Source organism: Paenibacillus wynnii (assembly GCF_000757885.1).
In the GTDB taxonomy this organism is placed as follows: Bacteria; Bacillota; Bacilli; order Paenibacillales; family Paenibacillaceae; genus Paenibacillus_AQ; species Paenibacillus_AQ wynnii.
Map to the genome: position 1 here is coordinate 124,593 of NZ_JQCR01000001.1, position 23,230 is coordinate 147,822.

Below are 23,230 nucleotides of genomic sequence, written 5' to 3' on the forward strand. Positions count from 1 at the left end.
TCATTTCCCCCCCTGAACCAGCTCGTAGAACAGCTGCTCCAGCGATAAGCCGTGCTGTCCGGCTGCCGAAGCCATTTCCTTCAGGGTACCTTGGGCAATAATCTTCCCTTGATGTAATACAATAAAGCGGTCGCAGTAATTCTCGATGGTTGAAAGAATGTGGGAGCTAAGTAAGATGGATGCTCCCCCCTTCTTCAACTCCATCATGAAATCAAGCAAAGAACGAATACCCAGCGGGTCTAGACCCAGGAAAGGCTCGTCGATGACATACAACGCCGGGCGTGCAACGAAGGCACACATAATCATGACCTTCTGTTTCATCCCTTTGGATAGATGGGCCGACAGACTGTCCATCTTGTCTTCCATATGGAACAGAGCAGCCAAATGACTGCTGCGTGATTCATAATCACTGCGTTCTACTCCGTAGGCACGGGCTGTAAATTCGATATGCTCGCGAACCGTCATTTCTTCGTAGAGCAAAGGGGATTCAGGTACAAAAGACAAGGCACTGTGATACTGATTGGGATCAGCCTCCCGCGTCTTGCCTTGTACCGTTATCTCGCCCTTATGCGGTGACATTAATCCAAGAATATGCTTCATGGTCGTACTCTTACCTGCTCCGTTTAAACCGATCAGCCCGATCATTTCCCCGGGCTGGACTTGAAGTGAAACATCGTGCAGTACAGGTCTATTCATACTGTAACCGCCGCTTAAGCCCGTAATTTGCAGTACGGGGGATGAACTCATTGACCATCACCTCTTGGCGTTTTGTCTTTCAACCATTTTGGCGCACCTTTATTTTTACGGTCACGTTCACGATCCGCTTTGCTGCCCCGCACACTTCCCTGCGGTGCTGCTGTTCCGTTACGGGACTCCCTGCCAGGCACAGCACTTCGAGGCTGCTCCCGTGTAATCTCATTACCGGCTTGGTTATTTACATTTCCTTGACCTGTAGTTGTCGCTGGTCTTCTGCCTGCGCCTGCAATCGGTGCAGCACCTGCCACCCGGGCTTGCGGCTTATCGCTCCGTACAGCGGTATCCTCGCGGCGTGGAGCTTTGTTAGACTCTCTGGCCGGCCCGCTGTTGCTGCGATTGGAAGTACGTGCTTCATCGGATGACAATACTTTTCCGGCATACATTTCACGTTCTGTTAACTCAATATCCAGCTCCCGGGCAAATTTACGCATAATAAATGTCTGCTGCTCAGTAACAAGAGTTACGGATAAGCCCTTGCGTCCCATCCGACCTGTACGTCCTGCACGGTGCACATAGTGCTCGGAGTCAAAGGCGGGATCAAAGCTGACCACCAAAGATAAATTCTCAATGTCCAACCCTCTAGCAGCTACATCGCTTGCAACGAGTACACGGAATTTCCCATCACGGAACTTGGATAGTACATGGCTCCGTGTCACCTTGTCGGCATCGCCATACAAGGCGGCTGCAGTAAGTCCAAGATGTTCCAGCTTGGCTTTAATCTCTGCAATATCCTCTGTTGCATTTACGAACACAATCGCCTTCTCCGGATTATAATGGCGAATGACACGTCGCAACATGTCTATCTTATTCCGTTCTTCAGCCACAACATAATGGTGCTCCAGACCTTGGGCCGTCATCACACCAGGATCGATCCCCACCTCGGCCGGATTTTTCATTTCCCGTGAAGCCAGTGCTTTCGTCTCTGGCCCGATCGTTGCCGACAACATGACTAACTGACGGGTACGCAGTGCACTGCTGACAATCTTCGCTACTTCACCCGCACCGCTGAGCTGGAACATTTGATCCGCCTCATCAATTACAATGGTGGTAACCTCATGCATTTTCAGCTTGCGAAGTCCAATTAACTCCCGGATTCGACCTGGGGTTCCTACTACGAGCTGAGGATGCTCACGCAGCTTATCGATCTGGCGTTTGATAGCTGCTCCACCAATCAATCCCATCACACCAATGCCGCGATGTGCGCCATAACGCTCCGCTTCGCGTAGAATCTGCATCGCAAGCTCCTGTGTCGGTGCCAGCACCACTTTCTGTACGATCCTTTTCTCAGGGTTAATATTCTGGAGAAGCGGGAGCAAGTAAGCCAGCGTCTTGCCAGTTCCCGTTTGTGAAGCGGCAATTACATCCCTGCCTGCAAGAAGCAGAGGGATCGTTTGCTCCTGCACTGGTGATGGGGCATTAATACCGAATTCGGACAACCTGGTTACAAAATCTTCCTCTATACCGATTGCCGCAAAAGAAACACTATTCATATTGTAATTTCATCCTTTTCGTTTGAGATAATATCCTCATTATATGCCAAAAAGGCCTCTCCACCAAATGGAAGGCCCGCTTACACGCTGATGCATTCTATTTCTTGTTCATTACATTATAGGTAAGCTTGTCTGCAAGGCGGGGAAAGAGCCCGTACAGGCGTATCCCAAAGGCCGCCAGCCCCGGTAGATCCATCTCTTCCTTGCTCTTCTCCATGGTCTTGATTATTTGCTCAGACACATGTTCCGGTGTCATCATCATCTTGGCCACGTTCTTTACGTATGTACCTGTCGGATCGGCAATCTTGAAAAAGTCTGTAGCAATCGGGCCGGGATTAACGGCTGAGATTACAACTCCGCTCTTACGAAGCTCCTGGCGCAGCGCATTAGTGAAGCCGAGCACAGCATGTTTAGAGGCCGTATAAGCTACCGCTCTGCTGCTGCCAATCTTGCCCGCCATGGAGGCCACATTCACGATCTGTCCGCTTCCCCGCTCCAGCATATGAGGCACCACAGCCTTGGTACATCGAACAATCCCCATATAATTTACATCCATCATATCTTGGAATTCTTCAGAGGGCATTTCTGTGAAATCAGCGAATTTCCCGTAACCTGCATTATTCAACAAGATATCAATTCTGCCGTACGCATGCAAAATTTCTGCAAACGTCTCCTCAACCCTTGCAGAGTCTCTTACATCACAAGTATACATTCCGAACCTTCCCTGTATTCCAGACGCCGTTTCTTTAAGCTTGTCCTCAGAACGCGCTATCAGAATGGGAATTGCGCCTCGTTTGCTGAGCATTTGGGCTGTAATAGCCCCAATACCGCTGGAAGCTCCCGTTATAACAACAATCTTATCCTTCAGTCTCATGGAGTGCAATTCGGTTTCAACTCCTAATGCTTATTAAGCGATCACTACCTGAATATCCAGTTCTCCAATTCCATCCATTAATAACGGGATGCTAAGGGCTCTGCGTGGCATAAATGTCATGCTCTCCGACTTCATTAGCTTGGGAGGTGTAATATCGACCATTACTCCCTGATTCGACAAAATCGTGCTGGCATTTCCGCTAATCATGTTGCCCAGCTCCGAAATTGCACTCTTGCCCATTTCATCCATCTCAGTGATAACGTAGCCGCCCATCATAGCAGATACCATTCGGAGAGCAACCGCTTCTGCGATTCCGAATATAATATTTCCGCTCAGCTGCCCCGTCATCCCTACTTGGATCCATATATGATTATCGATCAGCTCGATCTCTTTAATTCCCAAACTGCCGGTGGACGGTGAGACTTGAATCACCTGTTCAATTACAATACGTGCAGATTCTAAAAATGGGTTAATTACTTCTGCCTTCATATAAAGTGCTGTCCCTCCTTTACCGGGCTTTAGTCATACACCAAAAGTCCCAAGCAATATGATTTATTATACTTCATATATCGGCACAATTCACCAAAAATGAATGGTTATGTAGAAGGAATTATTAAGACATTTTTCTAAGCAAGATTGCTCTGTCGTGGGTAATCTCCTATAATTTAATATAATGCCCACATTGAGCGTAATATATAGTAAGAAGCGGCTGTGATAGGTGACCTGACTTAAGGGAGGTATTTCATGAACATCAGCCAATTAGAGACACTCATTACAATCTCCAAAACGATGAGCTTCCGAAAAGCAGGAGAACTGCTTAACTTGACTCAGCCGGCAGTTTCTGCCCAGATCAAGAGTTTAGAGGAAGAATTCAAAACACAGCTCGTGGACCGAAACCAGCCTGTTACACTAACTGACAGGGGCCAAGTTTTTCTGGAACATGCTGAACAAATAGTTAGTATTGTCAATGAACTTAAGCATCGGCTTGCCGACCTGGAGGACACCCCACAAGGACATATTGTTCTCGGTACAACTACTTCTATTGCCATCCAAATCCTGCCGCGTATCCTTTCCTATTTTCAAGACCAGTTCCCCCACATCAAGACATCCATACAGTCGATGTCATCCTCACAAATTTATCAGTATGTGGAAAATGGGCTTGTAGATGTCGGTATCGGATATTTGATTGGACGAAGTCCGGGTATGAGCACATCTACCCTGTATTATGATACATTCGAACTGGTTGTTTCCCCTCGTCATCCCCTGGCTAAATTAAGATCTGCCGGAGTGGAGGCACTAGGGAACACCCCGCTGATCCTGCTCTCAAAAGATACAGTCGGACGCAGATTCGCGGAAGAAGTGTTTGCCAAGCACGGCATACAGCCGCAAGTGATTATGGAGCTTACGAGCAGTGAAGAAGTAAAGCGTATGGTGGAGCTGGATCTTGGTGCCGCAATCATTTCGAAGCAATCAGTAACCGCTGAAGTTAGATTGGGCACACTAAAAATCGTTCCCATTATCGAGCTGGAGGTTACCCATCCGGTAGGTGTTATTACGAAATCCGGCAAGTATGTTAACTCCGCCATGAGACAATTTCTTAGCGATTTGAAGGGCATGCCCGAAACTCAGTTTATAGGCTCAGAATAAAAGAGGAGATGTCACAGCCATGAAATTCGACCTGCATACACATCATTTCCGCTGCGGCCATGCGGACGGGAATATTCGGGACTATATTGAAGCCGGAATAAAAGCCGGCTTGGGAGTCATCGGTATATCGGATCACACTCCTTACTTTGCCCATCCGGTAGAACAAGCTTTTCCGCAAATCGCTATGGGCAAATCAGAGCTCGAAGCTTATGTGAACGAGGTTCTCTCCTTAAAAAAAGAATATGCCGGAGTAATTGACGTTCTGCTGGGCATCGAATCAGACTTTTTTCCCGAGAGTGCCCCGTTATATCAGAAAACCCTAGAGGCCTATCCTTTTGATTATGTAATTGGATCTGTTCATAATCTGGGTGGTGTCAGTATTTTCAATAAGGGACGTTGGAAAAAACTGGGATCAATAGAACAAATGGATGTCAAAACCGAGTACTATCATCTAATTTCCCAATCCGCAAAAAGTGGCATGTTCCAAATTCTTGGTCATATTGATGCCATGAAAGGAAATTACCCTGCATTCGCCGATATTCAGGTTCCGGCCGATGTAGATGAATGCCTGCGCACCATTGCGGACTGCGGCATTGCCATCGAGATTAATACTTCCGGCAAAACAAAGCTAAGCGGCGGCTGGTATCCGTCCGATGCCATTTTGGAGCGTGCCCTGCATTTTGGAGTGGACGTTACGTTTGGTTCCGATGCTCATAAACCTTCAAGGGTGGCGGATGAACTGGACGCGGTGGCCAAGCGCTTGAAAGAAATTGGATTTACCCAATGGGTGTACTATAAACAGCGTAAGAAAGTAATCGTAGCGCTATAAGAATTTGGACAAAAAAAATGGACCCGAAGATTCGGGTCCCAAAACAATATATATTTTTAAAAGGGGGTCATGTACTTAGTTTAACCGGACACTGTTAGAGTTTGATAACGGCATTATTTCATTTGTGTAACAATCTGAAAACATTAATACAATCTCTCTCTGATCCCACGTTAGGAATAACCCGCTCCAGCAGCATTCCATTCTTCAGCATAACCCTTGCCGATCTGCTATTGCTCTCACGACAGCGGCCTTCCACCTCTGTAATTCCCAATTCATAAAAGCTGTAATTCAGCAATAATCTTACCGCTTCCGTTGCAAATCCCCGGCCCCACCACACTGGATCCAATAAATAGCCCAATATCGCTGAACCGTTTCGGCGATTCCAGCACTGCAAAGAAACCGTACCAATTAACTCCGAGTCTCCGCTGCGGTAGATGCCTGCATGCAATGCACAAGGGTCATAAGCAAGCAGCATCCGATTCATTAATTTTTCCATAGATGCATTCTGCAATCCATCGCCGCGCATGACAATATGTGTCCGTAATTCAGGTTGGGAGAGCAGAGACCGCAGAGTACCAGCATCCTCTTGCAGCATAGGCTTCAATTCAACTGCTGTTCCGTTCTGTCTATGGAACTGAATGGCCTCATAGGTACTCATATTCCTCACTCCCCTCTCCCTTAAGATCGCCGCAGGGTAAACACGGTAAGCTCCGGTCGACACAGCAGCCTAAATGGCATATACGTCTCCCCAAAGCCCCGATTCACATATACAGGCATTTTTTTAGCTTCTGTATAATACAGCCCAGCTATGTATTTTTGCGAACCATATGGAGTAAACAGCGCGCCTAAGAGCGGCAGACGAATCTGACCACCGTGACTGTGCCCAGATAGCTGAAGGTTGAAAGGATAAGCCTCAGCTGTATCTGCATAATCCGGCTCATGCATTAATAATACCGTGAAGGTTCCCTCCGGGATGTTCTTCACAGCAGCCTGAGGATCAGGCTTACCGTGCAATAGATCTTCCAATCCGGCCACAGCAATGACTTCGTTCCCCCGCTTAATCAGGGAAGATTCATTCCTCAGAAGACGAAAGCCTGCTTCTTTGAACAATCGGGCCAATTGATCCGTATGTTTGTAATCATGATTGCCAAAGATAGCGAACTTGCCCAATGGAGCGGATAGGCGTGCGAGGACAGGTACAGCTGCTATAAGATCACTTGATTCACTGTCCACAATGTCCCCCGTAAAGCAGATTAGATCGGGAGTTTCTTTCTCTATATCTGCAACCAAGGCGGATAAATCATCGGCATCCTTGTTAAAGCCCAGATGAGTATCACTGAAATGAACAACCTTAATACCGTTAAAAGCAGCGGGCAGATCATTCAACATGAGATCCAGCCTTGTGATTTCGACCCAATTCGGCTCAGCCTTCCACGCATAACCTCCTGTCATCAAACCAGCGCCGATTAGGGCTGCAATCCCCCGTCCAAGGAACTTCCTCCTAGATATTTTAGTATCTTTAAACCTCGGCAAACTCGGATCTGCCTTACTGTGGCTAGAGCCCGGTTCAGCCCCCTTCGTCGAAGAAACCCCCGGTGTTATTTTATTCATAGGGCGATTCTCCTTCCTTGCTGCACGATCGCTTTAATTATGTTGTTTATCTTCTGAATCTTTATTTGTAACGTGGACGTCTACCTCTAACTCCGAATCAATTTCAGCGTCTGTAGCGGCTCCTAGGATTTTACGAAATATACCCAACATGGATAAGGCGTAAGCTACCGTAATAAAACTGAAGGAAATCTGCATGATGACCACAAGTCGCGAGGTATTATCAACGGGGGCAATATCTCCGAATCCAACCGTAGTAAAAGTTGCCACACTGAAATACAGAAACGTTATAAACTGACTGAGCAAATCCCGACCTATCCCTTCACCCTGAAAAGAAGTCTGACCGAACAGCTTGTATATCGATGTATAGACAACGGTAAAAAAAATAACACAACTCATTGTAGCGATGCTTATCCGGGACAAAGTCTGATGCAGCTTCACTTCTTTGCTGTTGGATTCCTTAATTTCGTTAAAAATAAATAAGATATAAAACAGTACAGAGGCTAAACAGAACAACAAAATCAATCCTCGCATGCCGCCATTACCGGGTACTATTGACCCCCAATCAATCCAATTCAGTAAATCTTCCACTGATATTAGGACATAGATTAGAATCGGTGTCAGGAGAACCCGCTTGTTGAGCCATCTCAGTTCCATACGATAAAAGGAGTATGCAAACAGCAGCAACACCGTAATATTGATTGTCCAAACCCACCAAGTCACGGTCTCACCCCTGTTCTATGCATGAACTACACATTACCTTCGGTATCCGTTATAACAATGGTGAATTCCTGCTGCGGTGTATCGCGGTAAGCACGGGCAATCCCCTTGGCTTCAACTTCAGCCTTTGGCATCCTGCGCAACGGAAGAACTACTTCGAAGGACTCGGTGAACGGGAAGGGGTTCAGCTTCAGTGTGTGCTTATCCTTCCACTCTGCCGTGATCACACACCCCTCTGTAAACCCAAAATCCTCACTTCCTGAAAAGCCGTCCTTCCACCAGGGATGCTCCTCAGATTTGGGGGATCCCGGTTCATTCAAGGCCATATATAAGGACAGATCATCGCAAAATTGCAGCAGCCGGGTGTCATAAAAGAGCTCTGCCTCACCAATAGGAGCTGACTGCTCCAATTCACGGCGGATGCGTGTCCTACGTTCCTCTTCCTGCTCCAGATATTCGGTAAGCTCAGGATTGTCTTCACCGGACACTTCGATCAGCCGTTCAAAGTGCAAGCTGCAAAGTAATGCCCCATAAGGTGTATCCGACTCAATTTCATCCAGTCCTTTAGTATAGAAGGTCAGCTTCGGCACAACGGGGAAATCAATGAAGGTGTAAGGCGCTCGCTCGGCATCATTCCAAAAAGGGGTCTCATCCAAATCGATCCAGCCGCGATCATGGTTGCTTACCGCTCTCAGCACCTCCGCACGGCGTGCCGGTTCAGGCACTTGCTCTGAGCGGAACCGCTTTGCGAGCTCTCCCGACAGCAGTCCGTGATCATGCTGTTTAATCATAACAAACGTCCCATCATGCTCCCGACATATCACTATAGCTTCCTCCCTTGATCGTCACTCCACCTTAACGCTAAAATAACTATAACTATGGAGATTATAACATATAATGGTACTATAATTCTTCACTGGAAAAGCCCCTCGTTCCCTCTTTTGAGAAGCAACGGGACTGTCTTGTCATTTGGAACTAATTTTATTTTAGTTACCCTATTTTTGAGTGATTGACCCGCAAGGCAAGCTGTTTTTTATTGGAATTATGTAATTCAACACATCAGTGAGGTCCGTATCTATCAAACCTAGAAAGTTAATAAGGATGGAGCTAATTCTATGAAAAAGTTATTTTTATTCGTTATAGCTTTAAATTTCTTCTTGTTGAGCTCATGTTCACCTGTACAAAAGTATACCTCCGTCATCGAAGCCATAGAATCTCAAGAAATTAATCTTACTGAAGTTGAATCCCCAAAGAACGCTGAGATGGATGACATCAAACCTCTAAGCTATACACTGGATAACAATGACATCCTAAGGGTTTATGACTTTGGTACGGAAGAAACACGGGAGCTTGGGTATAAACATTTCTATGAACGACAACAGTCGCTGAGTTCTCATGCACCGATCATTTTTCAACCAGGAAACTTTCTAGTGCTTTATTACAGTAATGCGAGCCCAACAACCCAAACTCCTAAGCTAAGCGAAACGAAATATGGAGCACAAATCAAAAAAGGACTAACTAGCTTAAAATAACTGAAATTCTCTGCGGACTCTGACTACACACTTATTGTCCAGATTGGATGGTAAATACGCTTCTCATACTCAACTAAGTATTTCGTTTCGCTGAGCCTCAACTATCGCCTTCTCCTCAAAAAGCCTACACTTTTGTTCAGGTTTAATTGCACTAAATACACTTATTTAGAATAAAAATGCCTTACGCTAAGCTCTAGGTGCACTAAGTACAACTAAAAAGTCTCAAGACCTGATATTCAGCTTAATAACAGAGTTTTAGTTGTACAAAAGAGTCAATTTCATAATGCCCTGTGAATTAAAGCTGCAGTACTCCAAAAGCATATATTCTATTTTTAAAAATTAGGCGATTTGCTTCTTTTTTGAGATCTCTTGGTTTAGCTTTTCAAGTGCATACTTACACAAGTTGTAGGTGAGACAACTAAGTTCGAAATCCACCCTGGAACGTGTGTTTAACTGACGGCTACCCCCCATATTGAAATAAAGCTTCAAGTAGGCAAATACGCGTTCAATCGCTGTTCGCTTCTTAAATAACTTCTTAAACTTGCTACTTCCACGCGCCGGTGCTGTATACCGGCGAAGGTCTGTTTCGATTCGAATTTTGTGTACTTTCTGGCAACCTTTGTCGCTAAACGTACAGGTTTTACATTCTTTGGGACTTGTGTATTTTAGTGTTCCATATTTTTCATCAAAGCTATCGTAACTGTAGAGATGCCCTTGTTTACAAATCGGACGGCCTTCTTCATCCTGGCCCTCGGGCACTTCTTTCGCGTGCTGAATCATCGGAATTAACGCATAGGCTCCATTCCTTCGAGCCTGCTGGTAGACCGCTCCAGAATCATACCCTTTGTCTGCAAGCACATACTTCACCGTTAATTGAGGAAATTTTTGCTCCAACCCTTTCAGTAAAACAATAGCCAGTCGCTGGTCCGATACATGCCCAGAACTAAACAAACTGCTGACTATAAATTGACTTTGCGTGTCTACGAGCAGATTCGCTTTATATCCGTACCAGTACATCATCCGACCATTTCCCCGGGGGTCGCCTTTGCCACCGGTACTGGGATACTGGGGCATCTGAGCCAGCAGTTCATCGTAGCTGACGTCCAGCATTTCTGCTACTTTTTTCTCGAAGATGGTTAAGGATGCTTCGTATGCCGCCATTTGTTCTTCCCAAGCCGCCTTTTCCGTTTGAGGTACCCGTCCACGTTTATTCCGTTTGGGTTTTTCTGGTTTTTCGGGTATTGGGGCGGGCTGTTTTTCTTTAAGTAGGGCTTTGGCTGCTTTTTGGGGTTTTGCTGCCTTTCTGGGTTTCGTTTGTTCTTTTATTTTCGGATGACAATCCCAAGCCTCCAAATGAGAAGAATCCACCGCAAGTGTTTCGCCAGAAATAAACCCCTCCGCAATCGCCTGCTCAACAATCTGGTCCATCACGTTATTCAGCACCCCACACTGGTGCAGTTTTGTTGTAAGTCGTGAGTAGGCGGGACCACTTGGAATTCGATCGGATTCCGTAAACCGGCAACGTTTTCGAAAGGACTCATTGTCATGCAAGCGTCGAATGATATCTTTCACCGAAGGGATACGCTCCATTTTGCCAATCACTAAAGAGTAAATCATCGCCCGAGTATTGAGTTCTTCAGGCCGTCCCCGCACCGTACGTTTGTTAATTGCACGTAGAATCGTATTCATCGGGAGATAGTCCAGTACTGCCACACATTTGGGTTCAGCTTGCATGTTCATTAAATCTTCCATGGAGAATAGCTCTTCTTGTTGTATACTATACATGGGGTCCTCCTTCTTTCTCTCGTTTTGGTGTGGTAACTTAAACTTCGAGAAATTGGGTAGGTACTCCTTTTTTGTGTGCTCAAAATCCCTTATACATCAAGGGTTTTGAATTATGAAATTGACTCCAAAATGCAATTAAACCATTCCCTCCGCCCAAATAATCAGTTTTAGTTGCATAAAGTACATCTAAACGGCTATCCCAAGGATTATCCGCCGCTGATGACGACTAAATCCATTCCACCAGTCACCCATCCATCTATCATCATTAACTACAGCCGTCCATCATTCACCCGACCAGCCGTCAACTCCTCCTCTATCCCCCCAAAAGCACGAAACAAACACAAAAAAGCCCTCCCCACCGGTAGATTGTCTACCTTTGGGAGGACTCTTTGATTTTCAAACTATAAATATGAACTTAAACACCCAACCAGCGTTTGAACATATGCTTGGTGGTTTGTTTGTTAATCTCTGCGATAGAGGTGGTTAGTGGAATGCCCTTAGGACAGGCGCGCACACAGTTCTGCGAGTTCCCGCAGCCGTCGATCCCGCCATCCTCCATAAGAGCCTCCAGGCGGTCGTCAGAGTTCATCTCACCGGTAGGATGAGCATTGAACAGACGCACCTGCGAAATCGCTGCCGGGCCGATGAAATTGGTCTTCTCGTTGACATTCGGACAGGCCTCCAAGCAGACTCCGCAGGTCATGCATTTGGATAATTCATAAGCCCACTGGCGTTTTTTCTCAGGCATCCGAGGACCCGGACCCAGATCATACGTACCATCGATTGGAATCCATGCTTTAACTTTTTTGAGTGTATTGAACATTCGGCTGCGATCAATAACGAGGTCACGTACCACAGGGAAGGTCTTCATAGGTTCAATACGAACGGGTTGCTCCAAGTTATCTATAAGTGCGGCGCAAGCTTGACGAGGCTTGCCGTTAATGACCATCGAGCAGGCTCCGCATACTTCCTCCAAACAGTTGGAATCCCAACAGACCGGGACTGTATGGTCACCCATGGCATTGACCGGATTACGCTGGATTTCCATCAAAGCGCTGATCACGTTCATACCTGGACGATAGGAAAGAGAAAACTCTTCCACATACGGAGTACTTTGTGCATCGTCCTGGCGGGTGATAATAAATTTTACGTTTTTGGGAGTTGCAGCTATTTCCGCCATCATCGTTACCTCCTAAAGTTGTGTAACCGATATTAATTAATCCTTCGAATAATCACGAATCCGTGGCGGAATCAGCGAAACATCCACTGGATCGTAAGAAATTTGCGGACCTTCTGCACTCCAGGTTGCCTTAGTCGTCTTTAGGAACTCCGCATCATTACGTTCCGGGAACTCCGGCTTGTAATGTGCGCCTCGGCTTTCATTGCGCAGTAGGGCTCCAAGCGTCATAGCTTCTGACAGCTCCAGCATGTTCCACAACTGCCGGGTGAAGGCAACACCCTGATTGTTCCAGCGCGATGTATCGTTCATGTTAATATTGCGGTAGCGTTCCTTGAGTTCTTTGATTTTGGCGATGGTTGCTTCCAGCTTGGCATTGTGGCGAACAACGGTCATGTTGTTCGTCATCCACTCGCCGAGCTCCTTGTGAATGACATACGCATTTTCAGTGCCGGACATCGCCAACAGAGATTCATATTTAGTGATTTGCTTGTTATGGAAGCCGTCGAACACCGTAGAGGATATGTCCTGCACCGATTTCTTGAGGCCTTTTATATATTCAATAGCTTTAGGTCCTGCCATCATACCGCCATATATGGCTGATACTAAGGAGTTGGCACCCAAACGGTTTGCTCCGTGATATTGATATTCACACTCTCCTGCCGCAAAGAGGCCGGGAACGTTAGTCATTTGGTTATAGTCAACCCACATGCCACCCATAGAATAGTGAACGGCAGGGAAGATTTTCATCGGTATTTTACGGGGATCATCCCCCATGAATTTCTCATAAATCTCAATAATGCCGCCCAGCTTAACGTCCAGTTCCTTCGGGTCTTTATGGGAAAGATCCAGATATACCATGTTCTCCCCGTTAATGCCCATTCCCTTATCTACACAGACATCAAAAATCTCACGGGTAGCAATATCGCGCGGCACCAGATTTCCGTAAGCCGGATATTTCTCTTCGAGGAAATACCATGGTTTACCGTCCTTATAGGTCCAGATGCGTCCACCCTCGCCGCGAGCGGATTCGGACATCAGCCGAAGCTTATCGTCGCCTGGAATCGCAGTCGGGTGAATCTGTATGAATTCTCCGTTCGCATAATGCACACCCTGTTGATAGACAGCACTTGCGGCTGTACCCGTGTTGATTACGGAGTTCGTTGTTTTGCCAAAAATAATCCCCGGACCCCCGCTGGCCAAAATAACAGCATCGGCAGGGAACGTCTGAATCTCCATAGTTTTAAGATTCTGGGCGCTGATGCCGCGGCACACGCCTTCGTCATCGATGATCGCCGAGAGGAACTCCCAGTTCTCGCTCTTAGTTACAAGGCCCTCCGCTTCCCAGCGGCGTACTTGTTCATCAAGGGCATACAATAGCTGCTGGCCTGTGGTTGCACCGGCAAATGCCGTACGATGGCGTTTGGTACCGCCGAAACGGCGGAAGTCGAGCAAGCCTTCAGGTGTCCGGTTGAACATAACGCCCATCCGGTCCATAAGGTGAATGATGCCAGGAGCTGCTTCACACATAGCTTTGACTGGAGGCTGATTAGCCAGAAAGTCTCCACCGTATACCGTGTCATCAAAATGCTCCCAAGGTGAGTCTCCCTCACCCTTTGTATTTACAGCGCCATTGATACCGCCCTGTGCGCAGACAGAGTGAGATCTTTTGACGGGAACTAGCGAAAATAAATGAACATGCGCACCGGATTCTGCCGCCTTGATGGTAGCCATCAGGCCGGCCAGACCGCCGCCCACGATAATGATATCGGCTGTTGCCATGATAGTTCACTCCCTTTAATGAAAAGATCAGATCGTTTACTGTGATTTTTAGATCATAGCCTTTAAGGTTTGAGCAATAGCTGCTGCGGATTGAAATTCACTGTCACGGAAGGTGACCAGCGAGATCAGGAACATGAACGTAACAAGGACGAAAAGACCCAAGCATAAATAGGAGGACACCCGCTGTGCCCGCGGTCCAACGGTTACTCCCCAACTGATGAGGAAGGACCAAAGGCCATTGGCGAAATGGAAGGATGCGGAAATGATACCGATCGTATAGAACGCAAGCCATAGCGGTTGGGTCAAAATATCATGCATGACTCCGCCCAGCTCTTCATGCTTTACATTTCCGAGAGCCACCTGAAACCGGGTTTCAAATACATGCCAGACCACAAAAATGAATGTAATAATACCTGTAACACGCTGTAGCGTATAACGCCAGTTTCTCTCCAGGTTATAACGGTTCAGGTTCGGCTTCGATTGATAAGCAATGTACAGCCCGAAAACCCCATGATACAACAAGGGAAGCCATATACCGAACAATTCCAGGAAGAAGACGAGCGGCAGGCTGTTCAGCCATAACACACTGTCGTTGAATCCGGATGGCCCACCCTCTACTGCTGAGAAATTCGTCAGCATGTGCTCAAGGAAAAATCCTCCGAGCGGGATAACGCCGAGCAAGGAATGAATCTTTCTGGAATAAAATCCTCTCATACTAGAGTGTCCCCTTTCAATTAAAACAGCGTTTTCATTAATGAGCATACACCGCCGGGGCCACAGTTGAAACAGGCTGACGTCAAGCGCGTATAGATAACTTATGTCTATTTGCAACGCTATCCCTTGAGTTTTCCCGGACTTTGCTTCAACATTCACAATGTGTGAATATCTTGTGTCACTTTTAATGTTACTCTTTTTTCTCTTATAAGGGAATTGCAATCTAATTATTAATCGTTATACAATAAACGCATAAGAATATTTTTTATCTGATAATAATTCTCATTAATAGCCTCTAAATCCAGCCTAAACCCTGTATTCCCTTATAAAATAAGAGAAATCTAGAGACTCAGCTATGCAATTTATCACTACTCCCTTTTTTAAAAAATACCGTAAAATAGTGGTTTAACCATACATTGGCCTAAAGGAGAAACCTGATATGTTTGACGATTTGGATATTTTTGCAGCGGTTGTTGAGCATTCCAGCTTAAATCGTGCATCCCGCCAGCTCAATTTGTCTCAGCCTGCCCTATCCCGCAAAATTTCCAAGCTGGAAGAACGGTTGGGTGTTCCTCTATTCAATCGACACGGCAAACGGTTGGAGTTGACCGAGGTGGGTCGTCTCACCTACACCTATGCCCTAGAGCAGCGGCAGCAGCGTTCCAAGTTCCTGGAGGCCCTCTCCAAATTTAAGGAAGGCGAGCCTCAGTTCGTCACGCTTGGAGCCAGTTTGACTACGCTTCAAACCACACTGCCGCCGCTTGTGAATGCCTATATGGAGAAATACCCAACAGCAGAGCTGAAGCTTATTACCGGAAGAACCCATGAGATCGTCTCATCCGTCAGTGAAGGAAGGTCTGATGTTGGTATCATCGCCTCTTCAATAAAAGAACCGGGACTGCGCTGCATTCCCCTATTTGAGGACCAGCTAAGGCTGGTTGTCTCCGAGCACCACCCCTTGACCCTATTTCCAAAGTTGACGATGGAGCATCTCTCACGGCTGCCTATGATCCTGTTCTCCAAAGGTACCTGGTACCGCCGCCTAACCGACGATCTGTTCCAACGCTGCGGCATTGATCCTGATGTACGTATGGAAATCGACTCCTTCGAAGCCATCGTCCGGCTGCTGCCGACCATCAAAGCTGCTGCGCTGCTGCCCAAATCCTATTTGCGCCCCGAGCTGCTGAACGGCGGTGGGCTTGTCTCCCTGCACATCAAAGAGCTGGAGCAGACCCAGCGAACCACCAGTCTTATATATCGCGATAGCGGCGGTCTGAGCACAGCCGCACGTTCACTGGTACAGACTACGGAGGATGTTTTCCTTCCTGGACGGGAAGGCGACCAATAATTAATTTATTTATCCGGCCGCTGTTGTCGAAAGATTTTCTTAGATTTAATCCGGTTTTTAGCGGTTGAAATCCGGATACAGCTTATGCTTTCGAAGCGAGCGTTCCTATGGAAAGCTTGCGGGTAGTTGGTATCGCTCCTATAGAACCAAATTTGTTCAGCATATTTAGAAGGAATTTTTCCTACTAATTTAGAGTTTGAACCCTCTATTGAGTTATTTAGTGGTAATAATTCCCCTTAAATTTAGGTTTTAGCCTCAAAAAGCCTCCATGTGGGTAATTCTCTTGCATTTAGAGGGAATAAATCCCTCTAAATGCTGATTACAAGGTCTTATATGTGATTTACAGGGGAATTTTCCCTCTAAACTTTATTTGCCACGGATTCAGACTCCTGGTAGTTACTACCACACTCCCTAACAGTAAATCTCAAGTACAATTTATCTATCTTAAAAAATTCAGCAAACGACCCTTGACATGAGGGTCGTTTTTCTTTATGGTTAGTTACATAAGTAATTAACCAGTTAGGTGGTGAAGCGGTGGGACTCCAAATGGATGACAATCGGCCCATTTTTGTACAAATCGCTGAACAGATTGAGAATGACATCATAGACAGTATTGTGCCCGAAGAGTCACAAGTGCCCTCGACCAATCAGTTTGCTTCATACTATGGAATCAATCCTGCAACGGCAGCAAAAGGTGTGAATCTGCTAGTAGAGCAGGGAATATTGTACAAGAAACGGGGAATCGGCATGTTTGTATCAGCGGGAGCTCGTACGGAATTGATCGGTAAGCGGAGACAGCAATTTTATGAGCAGTATGTTGTAGCTATGATCCGTGAAGCGGAGAAGCTCGGTATAACGACAGTGCAACTTTCTGAAATGATCCATAAAGGAGATGAGAGTCGATGACGGACTTACGGGAAGAATCTTCAGAGGATGTCCACTCTACAACAGGCATGGAGCTATTCCGTGTCAGCAGGGTGTTCCGAGGCGGGCAAGGGGTACATGATGTCTCCCTTGTTCTCAAATCGCAGGCTATTCATGGGATGATCGGCGCCAATGGCAGCGGCAAAAGCACCTTGCTCGCACTAATGGCAGGACAACAGTTCCCAGACAGCGGTCAAGTCCTGTACGGAGGTATTCCTGTACATGAGCATGCCCATACCCTAAGTAACATTTGTCTAGTAAAGACCCATGAGCGATCTTGGGAGAATTACACCTTGAAGCAGATCTTCAGCTTCGCCGCCCTACTCTATCCGAATTGGGATGCCGGGCTGGCTGGGGAGTTGATGGATAAATTTCAGCTTAACGCGAAAAAAAAATATAAGCAGTTGTCTCGCGGAGGTCAGTCCATGGCCGGGATTATTAAGGGAATGGCAAGCCGCGCCCCGCTAACCTTGCTGGATGAACCGGTAATCGGTCTGGATGCCTCGATGCGGGAAATCTTTTACAAAGCGCTTCTGGCAGATTACAGTATGTTCCCTCGTACATTTGTTATGACCACTCACCTGATTGATGAAAGTGAGAATCTGTTTGAATATATGACTTATATCAAGAAGGGCAACGTGGCCTATCACGGGCCTGTAGAGGACTTGTCAGCAAAAGCTTCTTATCTAACAGGGACTTCCTCCCTGCTTGAGGAACTAACCAAGGATAAACGAACGCTACATGTGGAACGGTTGGGTGGAAGGCTTCTGTTGGCGTTAGAGGACCTCTCAGACCCCTCAGAACGTAAGCATTGGCTGGATAAAGGAGTCGAGCTCTCCCCCATTTCACTTCAGAAGCTGTTTGTTTATATGACGCAAAGAGATGCAGCTAACAACGAAAGAGAGGGAAATCGATGAACTTTCGTAATTTAATGAGTTTTCACTGGAAGGATTACCGCAGAGCCGCACTGACTTTATTTAGTGTGCTGATCCTCGTAGATTTACTCCAAGTCGTGCTGTGGCGCTTTTTCCCCTCAATGGACACTGGTGATGCCAACAATTTATTCGGCATTAATCGGGTCATCATATTGATTTTCACGGTGATCAACGTGATTGTTACTGCCTCCATAACCTTTCCACTTATGGTCGGTTTCAGTGTTACACGCCGTAATTTTTATGCTACTACTTTGCTGGCATTAGTATTGTTCTGTATATCTGCCGCACTCGTAGAGAGCCTTTTGTTCGAGCTTGGAAAGTCTGTCCTTCCAACACTTGAGATGGAGGTGAGCAGCGGCAAGCCGTTTCTAACTCATTGGTATGTGTTTACCGTTAGTCTGCTTCTGGTTGGATTAATTGCTCTTCTCATTTCGTCCAGCTTCACTCGACTTGGAGCCTCGTTAGGAACTCTGTCAGTTGTTGCATACATTGTTATCCTAAACTTGTTCGCTAACATTATGCCTTCGCTTGATTTCATAGATGAACCCGGAATGGTTACTCTCGTTTCTGACACTCCCCTGATGCTCATCGTCATTGCTCTGCTAGGAATTGTTGGCTGGCTGTTATTCCGACGTGCCTCAGTTAAAGTATAATTCCACCTCAGGCTCACTCTATAAAATCACAAAAAAACCTCTGGCCCTTTTAAATTCTAAGGTCAGAGGTTTTGGCATTTTGGCATATAGGATTATTCCTGATTCATAGCCCCATTCTCAAATCGGTCAATACTGTCATTGGAACCAATAACAACTACAATATCACCCTTGTACAAATGATCATGCGCGGTTGGAGCCACAATAATTCCACTTTCGCGATTCAGAGCAATAATACTGCAGCCGTATTTAGCCCGTGTATTAAGCTCGGACAAGCTTTTACCATTCATGCATGCGGGTACAATTAGTTCGACGATTTTATAGTCCTTGGAGATTTCAATATAATCAAGCAAATGAGGCGTCACTAGTTGATGTGCGACACGAATTCCCATATCCTTTTCCGGAAAGATAACCCGGTCAACCCCCAGCTTAGAGAGCGCACGGCCATGCAGTACCGAAATCGCCTTAGCAACCACCTGCTTTATTCCAAGCTCTTTTAACAAAATAGCCGCCAGGATGCTCCGCTCCATATTGTCGCCGATAGCTACAATTCCGCAATCAAAATTTCGCACACCGAGAGATCGCATGATCCCCTCATCTGTCGCATCCGCCATCACAGCATGCGTCAACTGCTCGCTCATTTCATCAACGCGTTCCTCGTGATGGTCTATTCCCAGCACCTCGTAGCCCATTTTCATAAGTTCAAGCGCGAGACTGGAACCAAAACGGCCTAGGCCGATTACTACAAATTGCTGTGCTTTCATGTCCGGTTGACTCCTTATCCAATAATCATTTTACCTTCTGGATACTTATACAGCGGTTTACCTTGTTTACGTCCAATTGCGTAAGCTAATGTCAATATGCCTAGTCGCCCGGAAAACATCGTTAGTGAGATCAGGATTTTACCGATGAATGACAATTCTGGAGTCAACCCCATACTTAGCCCTACCGTTGCGAAGGCTGATGTGGTCTCAAATAGGATCATCAAAAAGTTATGGTCTTCTGTGGTGGAGAGTACCATCGACACGGAGATGACCAGCAGCAGGGCAAGCAATGTAATCGTGAGCGCCTTAAAAATACGCTCTTGCGCCAGCCGATAACGGAACATTACGATATCTTCTCGTCCCCGCAGCATAGAAATAACCGCAGCAATCATAATTGTAAAGGTTGTCGTTTTGATACCGCCACCTGTTGAGCCCGGAGAGGCACCAATAAACATGAGAATGACCATAAAAAACTGTGACGCTTGACGCAGTCCGGCGATATCCACCGTATTGGCGCCAGCTGTACGAGGCGTGACGGATTGGAAGAAAGACGCTAGTACCTTACCGCCAAAGTTCAAGGGGCCCAGTGTACGTTGGTTTGTAAACTCAAATACGAATATAACCAGTGCACCTACGAGAATGAGTACCGCTGTCATAAACAGTACGACCTTACTGTGCAAGGACAGCCTTCGTGTTTTTTTGTATTCCACCAGGTCTGCCATAACGATAAATCCAATCCCCCCCATGATAATCAGAACCATCATGACTATATTAACTAGGGGATCACTTACATATCCTGTCAGGCTTCGATATTCACCAAACAGATCAAAACCAGCGTTGTTGAACAGTGAGACGGCATGAAATATACCAAAGTAAATCGCTCTTCCCAAAGGCATATCAAAAGCCCAACGTATAGATAGTAAGACGGCGGCAGTCCCTTCAATGACCAGAGAGTAAATTAATACTCTGCGGATCAGTCGTACAATGCCCTCCATAGAATTCTGGTTCATCGCTTCCTGAAGTATAAGTCTGTCACGCAGAGATATTTTACGTCTTAGTACCAAGGCGAATAGTGTGGCCATGGTCATGAAGCCTAAACCACCGATCTGGATAAGAAACATAATTACCGTTTGTCCAAAAGTGGTAAAAAACGTTCCTGTATCCCTCACTACCAGCCCCGTAACACAGGTAGCAGAAGTCGCTGTAAACACCGCGTCAATAAATTTCAGAGAATGCCCTGTTGTATTTGAGATAGGGAGCATTAATAACAATGATCCAATCAGAATAATAGCAGCAAAGCCGAACACCAGAATCTTTGGCGGGGAGAGCTTTAGGAAGCTGAATTTAGATATTTTAGATAACGGCGAAACCAAAATCCCTCACCTCTTCACAATAAGTTATATTTATTTATATATAAAAAAAACCAACAAAAAAAGCACTGGAACCCCCAATGCTTTAGCTAGGTCCCTGCAGAAAATAAGCCTACGAGGTTAGCTGACGGATTCGGACTGCTGCAGGCTGCCCTATTCGTTCCTTGAACGAAATTCACCCCCGATGAAGTAAAGCCAACAAACATGCGGCGTTCACTCACCTTCTTATCACTTCCTATGGTTCCCCCGTTTTCACCCAGAAATTCGGCTACTATACAATTGCATACAAATTATAAACGTTCTGCTCGGACTTCACAAAGACAATATTGAAGTATAAATAGTTAAAATAAGACTTTTAGAGAGAAGGAGATAGATAGAACACCTTTTCTCATGCCTTTTCCGTTAGTTTCCTGCAATTACATCGTTTTTTCATGATTTTTTTCGTTCGCACATTTAAAAATAAGCATAACAACAGCTTGTTCCACGTAAAAGGATAATACAACTATTTTTGGAACTATGGAAGCATTACTACTATAATGGAACATAGTGTTGTCAGTTTATCACAAGGAGGCGTTTCATGAATTCCGTCGGCCAGCCCCTTCAGCAGAGAGCTCTCACTAAAGGGCTTATCTTCTCGGGCATCATCGGTCTTATTATTTTTATTATGTTTCAGGTACTCCCGTCCTTGCTCGCAAGCTCCTCAGAGGAAAATACCACAGCGATCAGTAAGGTGGAAGCCCGTGAAAAAGCTGCTTTGTTTGCAGCAGAGCAGTTGGGCTATACAGCGGCTGCAAATGATGAGTGGACTGTCACTTATCAATCAGACTCTTCCTTTTACGGCTATATGTCCCGTGAGAAACTTCTGGAGGACTACACCAAGAACAAACTGGATCGGCGTTATCCCTTTGATGTGTTTCAAGTTTCACTCCTTACTTCAGATACGTTGAATCTGAACCTTTCCGTTGATCTTAATATGTACACGGGAGAGGTTGTGGCCTTCGACCGCGAAGCACAATCAGCTTCTGCAAATTTGCAGAAGTATGGAATCAAGACAGCTGCTTCAAGTGAGAGCAACGATACTGAAATGTCTCTGGAGCAGAAGGAAAACCTGGCCCGCCCTTGGCTTAAAAAGTGGGAAGTTAATCCGTCTAAGCTGCAGATCGAACCGAACTCAAAAGCCTACGGACTTGTGTATACAGACAGCTCCGTTAAGGTGGGAGAGTCGCAGTTGCGCTATAGCTTCAACTTCGCAGAGGGTGAAGTCTCTTCTTATAAGGCCGGTTTCTCTGCCCCCAGCTGGCATACCTCTTATGTGGAAAAGCAGACCTCTCTCGCCACTAAGCTAACCCTGTTCGGCTACGGCCTGCCCACGTTGGCTCTCGGCATTTTAGCTTTGATCTACAGCATTTTACGAAGAGGACATACCTCATTTGCACGGGGTGCATTTCTAAGCTCCGTACATTTTGTAATCATGATGGTCAGCACCTATAATATGCTTCCCGTAACCTCTGATCAAAGCACTGAAGCCCGGGTATCCGCCATTATTATGTTTGTGGTCTACGCGCTTTACAGCTTGTTGATGTCTTCACTCCTGTACTTCTCTCTAGTCGGCGGCAACGGACTATGGCGTCAGGAGGAAGGACTTAATCCATGGCCCCGCGCCAAAGAACCGGGATACGGACAATATGTACTCGACAGCATCCGCGCCGGTTATATCTGGGCCTTCGTTCTGCTCGGTGTGCAGACGATCATGTTTATTATTTTATCGTACACACTGAACAACTGGTCCACTACAGATGCTTCCCAGTCTCCCTATAATATGAGATACGCTTGGCTTCTCCCGATTGTAGCTTGGCTTGCCGGTCTATCCGAGGAAGCCATCTATCGCTTTTTTGGGATTCGCATGCTGAAAAAGCTAGTTCGCAGCACCCTCGCTGCCTGCTTGATCACTTCACTTATTTGGGCTTTGGGACATACACTGTATCCTATCTATCCCGTTAGTTCCCGTCCGATCGAGCTTATGGTTATTGGACTCCTGTTCAGCTATATTTTTCTCCGCTACGGATTTATTGCCGTCATGTTCAGCCATGTCGTGTTTGACAGCATCCTGATGGGTGCTACGCTGATCTTTATGAAGGAGAGTATTAATATCGGTGCCGGGATCTTCGCGATCGCAATGCCGTTCCTAGTGGCCTACATTGTATACCGATTTAATCCACCACAGAAGCCAAAGCAGGCAGAGCCGTTTAATCTTAACTAACACAGGGGTGTTCCAAATGCTATATCTTATAGCTGCCGGGACACCCCTTGTTTATTTGAAGTAGG

Annotated in this window: 22 protein-coding genes and 1 riboswitch; of the genes, 8 read left to right on the top strand and 14 right to left on the bottom strand. The window is 46.2% G+C overall.

The window, feature by feature from the left end; all coding sequences use genetic code 11:
- The 4 genes from PWYN_RS00725 to PWYN_RS00740 form a co-directional block, all read right to left on the bottom strand.
- On the bottom strand, positions 1-747 hold the full coding sequence (locus PWYN_RS00725; RefSeq protein WP_036647360.1) for an ABC transporter ATP-binding protein: 747 nt from the start codon (positions 745-747) through the stop codon (positions 1-3).
- Positions 744-2,246 (bottom strand): DEAD/DEAH box helicase, encoded by a 1,503-nt coding sequence (locus tag PWYN_RS00730; RefSeq protein WP_036647362.1) that lies wholly within the window; start codon positions 2,244-2,246, stop codon positions 744-746. Before PWYN_RS00730 ends, PWYN_RS00725 begins: the two co-directional genes overlap by 4 nt.
- Positions 2,247-2,343: 97 nt before the next feature.
- Positions 2,344-3,120, bottom strand: coding sequence for an SDR family NAD(P)-dependent oxidoreductase (locus PWYN_RS00735; RefSeq protein WP_052087706.1), 777 nt, complete (start codon positions 3,118-3,120; stop codon positions 2,344-2,346).
- 33 nt (positions 3,121-3,153) lie between these two features.
- Positions 3,154-3,609 carry a chemotaxis protein CheX gene (locus tag PWYN_RS00740; protein ID WP_036647366.1) on the bottom strand — a complete coding sequence of 152 codons (456 nt, stop codon included), beginning with the start codon at positions 3,607-3,609 and terminating at the stop codon, positions 3,154-3,156.
- A gap of 255 nt (positions 3,610-3,864) precedes the next feature.
- Between PWYN_RS00740 and PWYN_RS00745 the strand changes: the two genes are divergently transcribed.
- Positions 3,865-4,767, top strand: a complete 903-nt coding sequence (locus tag PWYN_RS00745) for a LysR family transcriptional regulator (RefSeq protein WP_036647367.1) — start codon at positions 3,865-3,867, stop codon at positions 4,765-4,767.
- A 19-nt stretch (positions 4,768-4,786) separates the two neighbouring features.
- Positions 4,787-5,596 (top strand): histidinol-phosphatase, encoded by an 810-nt coding sequence (locus PWYN_RS00750; protein ID WP_036647370.1) that lies wholly within the window; start codon positions 4,787-4,789, stop codon positions 5,594-5,596.
- A gap of 118 nt (positions 5,597-5,714) precedes the next feature.
- Here the strand turns inward: PWYN_RS00750 and PWYN_RS27705 are convergent, their stop codons facing one another.
- The 4 genes from PWYN_RS27705 to PWYN_RS00770 are packed head-to-tail and all read right to left on the bottom strand — an operon-like array spanning position 5,715 to position 8,748.
- Positions 5,715-6,254, bottom strand: coding sequence for a GNAT family N-acetyltransferase (locus tag PWYN_RS27705; protein WP_052087669.1), 540 nt, complete (start codon positions 6,252-6,254; stop codon positions 5,715-5,717).
- A gap of 20 nt (positions 6,255-6,274) precedes the next feature.
- A complete protein-coding gene (locus PWYN_RS00760; protein ID WP_036647373.1) occupies positions 6,275-7,207 on the bottom strand; it encodes a metallophosphoesterase in 933 nt (310 codons plus the stop codon).
- Between the two features lie 33 nt (positions 7,208-7,240).
- Positions 7,241-7,927 carry an ion channel gene (locus PWYN_RS00765; RefSeq protein WP_036647375.1) on the bottom strand — a complete coding sequence of 229 codons (687 nt, stop codon included), beginning with the start codon at positions 7,925-7,927 and terminating at the stop codon, positions 7,241-7,243.
- Positions 7,928-7,953: 26 nt separating this feature from the next.
- Positions 7,954-8,748: a DUF3891 family protein gene (locus PWYN_RS00770; RefSeq protein WP_036647377.1), complete on the bottom strand. Its 795-nt coding sequence runs from the start codon at positions 8,746-8,748 to the stop codon at positions 7,954-7,956.
- 291 nt (positions 8,749-9,039) lie between these two features.
- On the opposite strand from PWYN_RS00770, the gene PWYN_RS00775 reads away from it, so the two are divergent.
- Positions 9,040-9,456, top strand: a complete 417-nt coding sequence (locus PWYN_RS00775) for a hypothetical protein (RefSeq protein WP_036647379.1) — start codon at positions 9,040-9,042, stop codon at positions 9,454-9,456.
- Positions 9,457-9,795: 339 nt separating this feature from the next.
- Here PWYN_RS00775 and PWYN_RS00780 read toward each other — a convergent pair whose 3' ends face one another.
- The 4 genes from PWYN_RS00780 to PWYN_RS00795 all read right to left on the bottom strand — a co-directional run bounded on the left by PWYN_RS00780 (position 9,796) and on the right by PWYN_RS00795 (position 14,914).
- Positions 9,796-11,241, bottom strand: a complete 1,446-nt coding sequence (locus PWYN_RS00780; RefSeq protein WP_036647382.1) for a transposase — start codon at positions 11,239-11,241, stop codon at positions 9,796-9,798.
- 415 nt (positions 11,242-11,656) lie between these two features.
- Positions 11,657-12,421, bottom strand: coding sequence for a succinate dehydrogenase iron-sulfur subunit (sdhB, locus tag PWYN_RS00785; RefSeq protein ID WP_036647384.1), 765 nt, complete (start codon positions 12,419-12,421; stop codon positions 11,657-11,659).
- A 36-nt stretch (positions 12,422-12,457) separates the two neighbouring features.
- Positions 12,458-14,200: a succinate dehydrogenase flavoprotein subunit gene (sdhA, locus tag PWYN_RS00790; protein ID WP_036647386.1), complete on the bottom strand. Its 1,743-nt coding sequence runs from the start codon at positions 14,198-14,200 to the stop codon at positions 12,458-12,460.
- Between the two features lie 48 nt (positions 14,201-14,248).
- Positions 14,249-14,914: a succinate dehydrogenase cytochrome b558 subunit gene (locus PWYN_RS00795; RefSeq protein WP_036647389.1), complete on the bottom strand. Its 666-nt coding sequence runs from the start codon at positions 14,912-14,914 to the stop codon at positions 14,249-14,251.
- A gap of 439 nt (positions 14,915-15,353) precedes the next feature.
- On the opposite strand from PWYN_RS00795, the gene PWYN_RS00800 reads away from it, so the two are divergent.
- The 4 genes from PWYN_RS00800 (at position 15,354) to PWYN_RS00815 (ending at position 18,774) form a co-directional block, all read left to right on the top strand.
- Positions 15,354-16,262 carry a LysR family transcriptional regulator gene (locus tag PWYN_RS00800; RefSeq protein WP_036647391.1) on the top strand — a complete coding sequence of 303 codons (909 nt, stop codon included), beginning with the start codon at positions 15,354-15,356 and terminating at the stop codon, positions 16,260-16,262.
- 546 nt (positions 16,263-16,808) lie between these two features.
- Positions 16,809-17,168, top strand: coding sequence for a GntR family transcriptional regulator (locus PWYN_RS00805; protein ID WP_036648180.1), 360 nt, complete (start codon positions 16,809-16,811; stop codon positions 17,166-17,168).
- Positions 17,165-18,103, top strand: a complete 939-nt coding sequence (locus PWYN_RS00810; RefSeq protein ID WP_036647394.1) for an ATP-binding cassette domain-containing protein — start codon at positions 17,165-17,167, stop codon at positions 18,101-18,103. Before PWYN_RS00805 ends, PWYN_RS00810 begins: the two co-directional genes overlap by 4 nt.
- Complete coding sequence (locus tag PWYN_RS00815) at positions 18,100-18,774, top strand: hypothetical protein (RefSeq protein WP_036647396.1); 675 nt, start codon at positions 18,100-18,102, stop codon at positions 18,772-18,774. Before PWYN_RS00810 ends, PWYN_RS00815 begins: the two co-directional genes overlap by 4 nt.
- A 92-nt stretch (positions 18,775-18,866) precedes the next feature.
- Here PWYN_RS00815 and PWYN_RS00820 read toward each other — a convergent pair whose 3' ends face one another.
- Together PWYN_RS00820 and PWYN_RS00825 are read right to left on the bottom strand one after the other, a co-directional pair.
- Positions 18,867-19,535 (bottom strand): potassium channel family protein, encoded by a 669-nt coding sequence (locus PWYN_RS00820; protein WP_036647399.1) that lies wholly within the window; start codon positions 19,533-19,535, stop codon positions 18,867-18,869.
- Positions 19,536-19,549: 14 nt separating this feature from the next.
- The gene (locus PWYN_RS00825; protein WP_420805711.1) at positions 19,550-20,887 is read right to left on the bottom strand and encodes a TrkH family potassium uptake protein; all 1,338 of its coding nucleotides are present in this window, start codon (positions 20,885-20,887) and stop codon (positions 19,550-19,552) included.
- A 111-nt stretch (positions 20,888-20,998) separates the two neighbouring features.
- A riboswitch (cyclic di-AMP (ydaO/yuaA leader) is annotated at positions 20,999-21,185 on the bottom strand.
- 297 nt (positions 21,186-21,482) lie between these two features.
- On the opposite strand from PWYN_RS00825, the gene PWYN_RS00830 reads away from it, so the two are divergent.
- Positions 21,483-23,165, top strand: coding sequence for a CPBP family intramembrane glutamic endopeptidase (locus PWYN_RS00830; protein ID WP_036647403.1), 1,683 nt, complete (start codon positions 21,483-21,485; stop codon positions 23,163-23,165).
- The last annotated feature ends 65 nt before the right edge of the window (positions 23,166-23,230 follow it).